We start from the raw sequence: 10,373 nt of genomic DNA, 5'->3' as shown, positions 1-10,373 counted from the left end.
GGGTGAGGGGGCGGTACGAGAGGGCGTGCGAGAAGCCGCCGACGAAGAAGAACACCGGCATGACCTGCAGGAACCAGGTCAGCAGCTGCAGCTTCGGCGCGACCGCGACCGTCGTGGCCTGTGACGCGGCCGACCGGGACGCCCTGCGGGCGCTGCTGGCCGAGCACCCCGTCAACGCCGTCGTCCACGCCGCAGGCGTCGGCGACCACGTCATGATCGAGGACTCCGACCCGGCCGGGTTCGCCGGCACCGTGTCGGCGAAGGCGGCCGGTGCGACGCACCTGGACGAGCTGCTGGCCGGTCAGGAGCTCGACGCGTTCGTCATGTTCTCCTCGGGCGCCGGCATCTGGGGCGGCGCCAGCCAGGGCGCCTACTCGGCCGCCAACGCCTACCTCGACGCCCTCGCCGAGCACCGGCGGGCCCGCGGCCGCACCGCGCTCGCCGTCTCCTGGGGCGGCTGGGCCGAGGGCGGCATGGCCGGCGTCGGCGACGGCGAGGAGATGCTGCGCCGCCGCGGCCTGCCGCCCATGCAGCCCGCCCTCGCGATCTCCGCGCTGCAGCAGGCGCTGGCCGACGGCGAGACCACTCTGACCGTCGCGGACTTCGACTGGGAGCGGTTCATCGGACCGTTCACCGTCACCCGCCCCAGCGCCCTCCTCTCCGACGTGCCCGAGGCCGCCCGTGCCCTGGAGGCCCCCGCCTCCGGCGGCGCCGAGGCCGGCAACGCGCTCGCCGCGAAGCTGGCCGGGCTGCCGGCGGCCGAGCAGGACCGCACGCTCGTGGACCTCGTGCGCACTCACGCGGCCGCCGTGCTCGGTCACGGCGGCGCCGCGGCCGTGGAGCCCGGCCGGGCGTTCAACGACCTCGGCTTCGACTCGCTCACCGCCGTCGAACTCCGCAACAAGCTCACGGCCGACACCGGCCTGAAGCTGCCCACCACCCTGGTCTTCGACTACCCGAACGCCACGGCCCTCGCCCGGTTCCTGCGCGCCGAACTGCTCGGCGCGCAGACCACCGAGCCGCAGGCGCAGCACGCGGCCGGCGCCGACGACGAGCCCATCGCGATCGTGGCGATGAGCTGCCGCCTGCCCGGCGGCGTCGGCTCGCCCGAGGACCTGTGGCAGCTCGTGATGTCCGGCGGCGACGCGATCTCCGGCTTCCCCGAGGACCGCGGCTGGGACACCGAGAACCTCTACGACCCCGACCCGGGCACCCCGGGCAAGACGTACGCGCGCGACGGCGGCTTCCTCTACGACGCGGGCGACTTCGACGCCGCCCTGTTCGGGATCTCGCCGCGCGAGGCCCTCGCCATGGACCCGCAGCAGCGCCTGCTGCTGGAGGCCTCGTGGGAGGCCTTCGAGCGGGCCGGCATCGACCCGGCCTCGCTGAAGGGCAGCCGCACCGGCGTCTACGTCGGCATGTCCTTCCAGGGCTACGGCGCCGGCCTCCCGCAGGTCCCCGAGGGCGTCGAGGGCCACCTCCTCACCGGCAGCGCCGCGAGCGTCGTCTCCGGGCGCGTGGCCTACTCGTTCGGCCTGGAGGGCCCGGCCGTCACCGTCGACACGGCGTGCTCGTCGTCGCTGGTCGCCCTGCACCTGGCCATCCAGTCGCTGCGCAACGGCGAGAGCACGATGGCCGTCGCGGGCGGTGTCAACGTCATGGCCGTACCGGCCGCGTTCGTGGAGTTCAGCCGGCAGCGCGGGCTGTCCGCCGACGGCCGCTGCAAGGCCTTCGGCGCCGGCGCGGACGGCACCGGCTGGGCGGAGGGCGTGGGCGTGGTGCTCGTCGAGCGCCTCTCCGACGCCGTGCGCAACGGCCACGAGGTCCTCGCGGTCGTACGCGGTAGCGCCGTGAACCAGGACGGCGCGTCCAACGGCCTCACCGCGCCCAACGGCCCGGCGCAGCAGCGCGTGATCCGCCAGGCCCTGGCCTCCGCCGGGCTCACCGAGACCGACGTCGACGTCGTGGAGGCGCACGGCACGGGCACCGCGCTCGGCGACCCCATCGAGGCGCAGGCCCTGCTCGCGACGTACGGTCAGGACCGCTCCGAGGACGAGCCGCTGTGGCTGGGCTCGCTGAAGTCCAACATCGGTCACGCCCAGGCGGCGTCCGGCGTCGCAGGCGTCATCAAGATGGTGATGGCGATGCGGCACGGCGTGCTGCCGAGGACGCTGCACGCGGACGAGCCGACGCCGCACGTGGACTGGTCCGCGGGCACGGTGCGCCTGCTGACGGAGGCCGTCGACTGGCCGGCGTCCGGCCGTCCGCGCCGCGCGGGCATCTCCTCCTTCGGCGTCAGCGGCACCAACGCGCACACGATCATCGAGCAGGCCCCGGCCGTGGCCCCGGCCGCCGTCGCACCGGTCGAGGTCGCCTCGGCGACCGTGCCGTGGGTGCTGTCCGGCAAGTCCGAGGCCGCGCTGCGGGCCCAGGCCGAGCGCCTGCTGTCCCTCACCGCGGACGGCACCGGACCCTCCCTCGCCGACATCGGCTTCTCCCTCGCCACCACCCGGGCCGCTCTGGAGCACCGTGCCGCCGTGACCGGCGCCGACCGCGACCGGATCGCCGAGGGCCTGCGGGCCCTGGCCTCGGGGGCGCCCGCCCCCGGCGTCGTCGCCGGCCGCGCCGACGCCGGCCAGGTCGGGTTCCTCTTCTCCGGGCAGGGCTCGCAGCGGCCCGGCATGGGCCGCGAACTGTACGACGCGTTCCCGGTCTTCGCGGAGGCGTACGACCAGGTGTGCGCCCACCTCGACCGGCACCTCGACCGGCCGCTGCGGGACGTGGCCTTCGGCGAGAACGGTCACGAGGACGGCGCCGAGCTGAACCGCACCGCCTTCACCCAGCCCGCGCTGTTCGCGCACGAGGTCGCCGTCCACCGCCTCCTGGAGTCGTGGGGCGTGCGGCCGGACTACCTGGCCGGGCACTCCGTCGGCGAGATCGCCGCGGCGCACGTCGCCGGGGCCCTGTCCCTGGAGGACGCGGCCACGCTCGTGACGGCCCGCGCCCGGCTGATGCAGGCGCTGCCGGAAGGCGGCGCGATGGTGGCGGTCCAGGCCACCGAGGACGAGGTCCTGCCGCACCTCACCGGCCGGGTGAGCGTCGCGGCCGTCAACGGGCCGCGGTCCGTGGTGATTTCCGGTGCTGAGGATGCCGTGCTGGAGATCGCCGAGGTCTTCAAGCAGCAGGGCCGCAAGACGTCCCGCCTGACGGTCAGCCACGCGTTCCACTCGCCGCTGATGGACCCGATGCTGGACGACTTCGCGCAGATCGTCCGCGGCCTGACCTTCAGCGAGCCGAGGATCCCGGTCGTCTCCAACCTGACCGGCGAGCTCGTCGACGCGTACACGGCGGACTACTGGGTGCGGCACGTCCGCGAGGCCGTGCGCTTCGCCGACGGCATCCGCACCCTGGGCGACCTGGGCGTCACCACGTTCGTGGAGGCCGGCCCCGGCAGTGTCCTCAGCGGCATGGCCCAGGCCTGCCTGGACGGCGCGGTCACCGTTCCCGCCGTACGGGCCGGCGGCCCCGAGCCCGAGGCGATCACCGGCGCCGTCGCGCAGCTCCACGTGCACGGCGTGCCCGTCGACTGGCACGCGTTCTTCGCCGGCCGCGGCGCCCGCCGCGCGGACCTGCCGACCTACGCCTTCCAGCACCAGCGCTACTGGCTGGAGACCGTCGCGCCCACCGCCGCCCCCGCGGTGACCGACGCCGTGGAGGCGGGCTTCTGGGAGACGGTGGAGCGCGAGGACGCACAGACCCTCGCCGCCGCCCTCGACCTGCCCGCCGAGCAGCTGGACGCGGTGCTGCCCCGGCTGTCCGCGTGGCGCCGGCAGCAGCGCCGGGAGTCCGCGGCCGAAGGCTGGTCCTACCGCACGGCCTGGAAGCCGCTGAGCGGTCTCCAGGCGCACGAACTGCCCGGCGACCGGCTGTTCCTGGTCACCGAGGAGACCGAGTGGACCGCCGCCGTCGCCGAAGGCCTCACGGCCCGCGGCGCCCGCCTGATCCCGCTCGTCGTCGACCCGGCCACCGACCGCGGCGCGCTGCGGCAGCAGCTCGGCGACGCCGTCCGGGAGACCTCGGTCCACGGCGTGCTCTCCCTGCTCGGCACCGACGAGCGGCCGCACCCTGAACACCCGGCCCTCACCGTCGGCACCGCGCTGTCCCTCACCCTCGTCCAGGCCCTGGGCGACGCCGGCATCGACGCCCCGCTGTGGGCGCTGACCAGGTCGGCGATGTCCACCAGCCGTTCCGACGCGGCGCCGAGCGCCGCCCAGAACGCCGTCTGGGGCCTCGGCCGGGTCGCCGCGCTGGAGCACGCGCAGCGCTGGGGCGGTCTCGTCGACCTCCCGGACACGATCGACGACCGGGTCGCCGGCCGCCTCGCCGCGGTGCTCGGCCAGTCGGCCGAGGACCAGGTCGCGATCCGCGCCCGCGGCGTGTTCGGCCGCAGGCTGTCCCACGCCGCCGCCCGCCGCAACGGCCGGGCCGGACAGGGCTGGTCGCCGCGCGGCACGGTGCTGATCACCGGTGGTACGGGTGCGCTGGGCGGGCACGTCGCCCGCTGGCTCGCCGGCGCCGGCGCCGAGCACCTGGTGCTCGCCGGCCGGCGCGGCCTCGACGCCCCCGGCGCGCCCGCCCTCCAGGCAGAACTGGAAGCGGCAGGCGCCCGCGTGACCGTCGCCGCCTGCGACGTGGCCGACCGCGAGGCGCTGGCCGCACTGCTCGCCCAGCACCCCGTGAACGCCGTCGTCCACACGGCGGGCGTGGACCACCTGGAGCCGCTGGACGGCATGACGCCGGGCTCCTTCGCCGCCCTGCTGGCCGCGAAGGCCGCCGGCGCCCTGCACCTCCACGAACTGCTGGCGGAGCAGGAGCTGGACGCCTTCGTCCTCTTCTCCTCCATCGCCGGCGTGTGGGGCAGCGGCCACCAGGCCGCCTACGCCGCGGGCAACGCCCTCCTCGACGGGCTCGCCGAACGACGGCGCGCCCAGGGCCTGCCCGCGACCGCCGTCGCCTGGGGCCCCTGGGCCGGCGGCGGCATGGCCGAGAGCGACGGCGCGGACGAACGCCTGCGCCGCCGCGGCCTGATCCCGATGCCCGCCGCGCTCGCCGTGGCCGGCCTCCGCCAGGCCGTCGACTCCGGCGAGCCGACCACGACCGTGGCCGACATCGACTGGGAGCGGTTCCTGCCCCCGTTCACCATGGGCCGCCCGAGCGCCCTGCTCGGCGACCTCCCGGAGGCCGGGCGGATCCTGACCGCCGCCGTCCCCGCCGGCGAGCCCGGCACGGCCGCCGACTCGCCGCTGGCCGCCCGCCTCGCCGGAATGCCCGAGAGCGAGCAGCACGCGCTGCTGGTCGAGCTCGTCCGCACGCACGCGGCGGCCGTCCTCGGCCACAGCGGCGCCGGCGAGGTCGAAGCCGACCGGGCCTTCAAGGACCTCGGCTTCGACTCCCTGACCGCCGTCGAACTCCGCAACAAGCTCAACGCCGAGACCGGCCTCGCCCTGCCGCCCACCCTGGTCTTCGACTACCCCAACGCCCAGGCCCTGGCCCGGCAGCTGCACACCGAGCTCACCGGCCGCACCGCCGCGGCCGCGATGGAGACGGCCACCGCCGCAGCCGAGGACGACGACCCCATCGCGATCGTCGGCATGGCGTGCCGCTACCCGGGCGGGGTGCGCTCGCCCGAGGACCTCTGGCGGCTCGTGGTCTCCGGCGGCGACGCCGTCGGAGACTTCCCGGCGGACCGCGGCTGGGACGTCGACGGCATCTACGACCCGGACCCGGACGCGTCCGGCAAGACGTACACCCGCCGCGGCGGATTCCTGTACGAGGCCGCCGAGTTCGACCCCGCGTTCTTCGGGATCAGCCCGCGCGAGGCCGTCGCCATGGACCCGCAGCAGCGCCTGTTGCTGGAGACCACCTGGGAGACGTTCGAGCGGGCCGGCATCGACGCGGAGTCGGTGCGAGGCAGCCGCACCGGAGTCTTCGTCGGCTCCGGCTACCAGGACTACGCCGCCCAGGCGTTCAACGCGGTCGACGACTCCGAGGGCTTCTTCGGCACGGGCAACTCCGCCAGCATCATGTCCGGCCGCATCGCCTACACCCTCGGCCTGGAAGGACCGGCCGTCACCGTCGACACGGCGTGCTCGTCGTCGCTGGTGGCCCTGCACTGGGCGGTTCAGGCGCTGCGCAGCGGCGAATGCTCCATGGCGCTGGCGGGCGGCGTCATGGTGATGTCCACCCCGCGGGCCTTCGTGGAGTTCAGCCGCCAGCGCGGCCTGGCCCCCGACGGCCGCTGCAAGGCGTTCGGCGCCGGCGCGGACGGCACCGGCTGGGCGGAGGGCGTCGGCATGCTCCTGGTGGAGCGCCTCTCCGACGCCCGCCGCAACGGCCACCAGGTCCTGGCCGTCGTCCGCGGCAGCGCCATCAACCAGGACGGCGCCTCCAACGGCCTCACCGCCCCGAACGGCCCCGCGCAGCAGCGGGTCATCCGCCAGGCGCTCACCGCCGCCGGCCTCACCGCCGCCGACATCGACGCGGTGGAGGCCCACGGCACGGGCACCAAGCTGGGCGACCCGATCGAGGCGCAGGCACTCCTCGCGACGTACGGGCAGGAGCGGCCGGAGGGTCAGCCGCTGTGGCTGGGCTCGCTGAAGTCCAACATCGGTCACGCCCAGGCCGCGGCCGGCGTCGGCGGCATCATCAAGATGGTCATGGCGATGCGCCACGGCGTCCTGCCGCAGACCCTGCACGCGGACGAACCCACGCCGCACGTGGACTGGTCGGCCGGTGACGTCCGGCTGCTGACCGAGGCCATGGACTGGCCGGAGTCGGACCGCCCGCGCCGCGCCGCGATCTCGTCCTTCGGTGTCAGCGGCACCAACGCCCACACCATCATCGAGCAGGCCCCGGCCCTCGACGAGGAGCCCGCAGAGGCCCAGGGTCCGGCCCTGCTGCCGTGGGTGCTCTCCGCCAAGAGCAGCGCGGCACTGCGCGATCAGGCGCGGCAGCTGCTGTCCTTCGTGGAGGACGGCATGTCCCCCGCCGATGTCGGCTTCTCCCTCGCCACCACCCGCAGCACCCTGCGCCACAGGGCCGCGGTCATCGGCGAGACCTGTGACGACTTCCGCCGCGGACTGGGCTACCTGGCCGCCGGAATGCCGTCGCCGGGAGTCGTCCAGGGCCGGCCGGGAGGCAAGTCCGGGTTCCTGTTCTCCGGTCAGGGCTCGCAGCGCATCGGCATGGGCCGTGAGCTGTACGAGGCGTTCCCCGTGTTCGCCGACGCGTACGACGAGGTGTGCGCGCGTCTGGACGCGCCGGTCGACGTCGATGGCGAGACCCTGCACCAGACCGGGTGCACCCAGCCCGCCCTCTTCGCCATCGAGGTGGCGCTGTTCCGACTCCTCGAATCCTGGGGCGTGCGACCGGACTACGTGGCCGGTCATTCGGTCGGCGAGATCGCTGCCGCTCATGTGGCGGGTGTGCTGTCGCTCGACGACGCCGCGAAGCTGGTGTCCGCCCGTGCCGCGCTGATGCAGGCCCTGCCTGCTGGTGGCGCGATGGTGGCGGTCCAGGCGACCGAGGACGAGGTGCTGCCGCACCTGACCGACGGCGTCGGCATCGCGGCGATCAACGGTCCGCAGTCCGTGGTGATCTCCGGGGACAAAGAGGCCGTGCTGAAGATCGCCGAGCTCTTCACGCAGCAGGGCCGTAAGACGTCCCGCCTGAAGGTCAGCCACGCCTTCCACTCGCCGCTCATGGACCCCATGCTGGAGGACTTCGCTGACGTCGTCCGCGGCCTGACCTTCAACGAGCCGCGGATCCCGGTCGTCTCCAACCTGACCGGCCGCTTGGCCGAGCCCTACACCCCTGAGTACTGGGTCCAGCACGTCCGCGAAGCCGTCCGCTTCGCCGACGGCCTGCACACTCTGCACGACCTGGGCGTCACCACCTTCGTGGAGATCGGCCCCGGCGGCGTCCTGAGCGGCATGGCGCAGGGCAGCGTGGACGAGGCCGTCACCGTGCCCGTCCTGCGCGCGGACCGCCCCGAGCGGCAGGCCCTCGTCACGGCCCTTGCGCACCTGCACGCGCACGGCGTCCCCGTGGACTGGAGCGCGTTCTTCTCCGGCTTCCCCGGTGCGCGGAAGACCGACCTGCCGACGTACGCGTTCCAGCACGAGCGCTACTGGCTGGACGCACCGGAAACCACTGCCGCTGCCGCGGTCGCGGACCCGGTGGACGCGGAGTTCTGGGAGACCGTGGAGCGCGAGGACCTGCAGGCCCTCGCCGGCACCCTCGACATCCGGGCCGACGAAGCGTTCAGCGACGTGCTGCCGAGGCTGTCGTCGTGGCGCCGGCAGCGCAAGGAGCAGTCCACCGTGGACGCATGGCGCTACGGCGTCACCTGGAAAGGGATCCCCGACCCCGCCCCGGCGGGCCCGGCCCGGAACGGTGTATGGCTGGTTCCGGTCAGCGCTGCGCAACTCGGCGACGACTGGGTGACCGCCTGCCTGCGCGGGCTGACCGGCCGTGGCCTCTCACCGCTGCCGGTCCCGGTCGAGCCGGCCGCCGACCGGAAGGCCCTGGCGGCGCAGCTCGCCGGCGCGGCTGGTGACGAGGCCGTGGCGGGCGTCCTGTCCCTGCTCGCCATCGACAGCGAGCCCGCTCCCGCGGCCGCCGCACTGACCACCGGCGTCGCACTGTCCGTCCTGCTCGTCCAGGCCCTGGGCGACGCGGGCGTCGACGCCCCGCTGTGGTGCGCGACCCGGAACGCGATGGGCGTCACCCCCGGCGACGAGCCGGCGGACCCGTACCAGTCCCAGGTCTGGGGCCTGGGCCGGGTGGCGGCGCTGGAGCACGCGCAGCGCTGGGGAGGGCTCGTCGACCTCCCGGACACGATCGACGGCCGGGTCGCCGGCCGCCTCGCCGCGGTGCTCGGCCAGTCCGCCGAGGACCAGGTCGCGATCCGCGACCGCGGGGTGTTCGGACGGCGCCTGTCGCACCTGCCCGCAGCCCGGAGCGGCCGTACGTGGTCGCCGCGCGGAACGGTGCTGATCACCGGTGGCACGGGTGCGCTGGGCGGGCACGTCGCCCGCTGGCTCGCCGGCGCCGGTGCCGAGCACCTGGTGCTCGCCGGCCGGCGCGGCCTCGACGCCCCCGGCGCGGCCGCACTCAAGGCCGAACTGGAGGAGCTGGGCGCCCGGGTGACGGTCGCGGCCTGTGACGTGGCCGACCGCGAGGCGCTGGCCGCGCTGCTCGCCGAGCACCCGGTGAACGCCGTCGTCCACACGGCCGGCACCGCCGAGGCGGGCATGCTCGCCGACACGAACCTCGGCGACTTCGCGGCGACGGTCGCCGCGAAGGCCCTCGGGGCCGTGCACCTCCACGAACTGCTCGGCGACCGGGAGCTGGACGCCTTCGTCCTCTTCTCGTCCATCTCCGGCGTGTGGGGCGGCGGCGGGCAGGCCGCGTACTCGGCCGCGAACGCCTTCCTCGACGGCCTGGCGCAGCACCGGCGGGCCCGCGGCCTCGCCGCGACCGCGATCGCCTGGGGCCCGTGGGGCGAGGGCGGCATGGTCGCCGACGCCGGCGACGAGGAGCGGCTGCGGCAGCGCGGCCTGACGGTGCTGCGGCCGGACCGGGCGATCTCCGCCCTGCACGGTGCACTCAGTGACGGGGACACGGCGGTCACCGTCGCGGACGTGGACTGGGAGCGGTTCGTCGTCCCGTTCACCGTCAGCAGGCCGAGCGTGCTGCTGAGCGAGCTGCCCGAGGTCAGGGACGCCCTGGCCGAGGAGCCCGCCCGGCCGGCCGCGGAGGCGTCCGCGCTGAAGGAGAAGCTGTCCTCCCTGTCCGAGGGCGAACAGCACCGCCTGCTCGTGGACACGGTGTGCGCGCACGCGGCGGCCGTCCTCGGCCACAGCGGATCCGCGGCGGTGGAACCGGACCTGGCGTTCCGGGACCTCGGCTTCGACTCCCTCACGGCGGTCGAGCTGCGCAACCTGCTCACGGCCGACACCGGCCTGGCCCTGCCCGCGACGCTGGTCTTCGACCACCCGACGCCGGAGGCGATCGCCCGGCACCTGCGGAGCGAACTCGCCGGCGACGCGGGCCCGGACGAGGTGTCCGTCTTCAGCGAGCTGGACCGGCTGGAGTCGGCGATCGGGGCCGCGGCCTCCGCCGAGGAGACGGTCCGCGCAGGGGTGCGCAGGCGGCTGCAGGAGCTCCTGTCCCTGGTCAGCTCCACCGGGGAACACGGCGCGGAATCCGCTGACGCACAGCGGCAACTGCAGGACGCGACGATCGACGACATCTTCGATCTGATCGATCAAGATCTAGAAAATTCCTAGTTCTTGGCGCTCTACCTTTAA

The 10,373-nt window shown here is 74.8% G+C and carries 1 protein-coding gene; it reads left to right on the top strand.

Annotated elements, in window-relative coordinates:
* The first annotated feature begins 59 nt into the window (after positions 1-59).
* The gene (locus B7P34_RS23835) at positions 60-10,352 is read left to right on the top strand and encodes a type I polyketide synthase (protein ID WP_223268155.1); all 10,293 of its coding nucleotides are present in this window, start codon (positions 60-62) and stop codon (positions 10,350-10,352) included.
* Positions 10,353-10,373: the final 21 nt, after the last annotated feature.

The sequence above is a fragment of the Streptosporangium nondiastaticum genome (assembly GCF_003011965.1).
Classification (GTDB): Bacteria; Actinomycetota; Actinomycetes; order Streptomycetales; family Streptomycetaceae; genus Streptomyces; species Streptomyces nondiastaticus.
Note: the sequence above shows the minus strand (reverse complement) of the source record. Positions and strands in the feature narration are given on the sequence as shown.

What these genes read in the sequence shown, in the direction of transcription:
- B7P34_RS23835 (WP_223268155.1), top strand. Translation starts at nt 60, where the DNA reads ATGACCTGCAGGAACCAGGTCAGCAGCTGCAGCTTCGGCGCGACCGCG.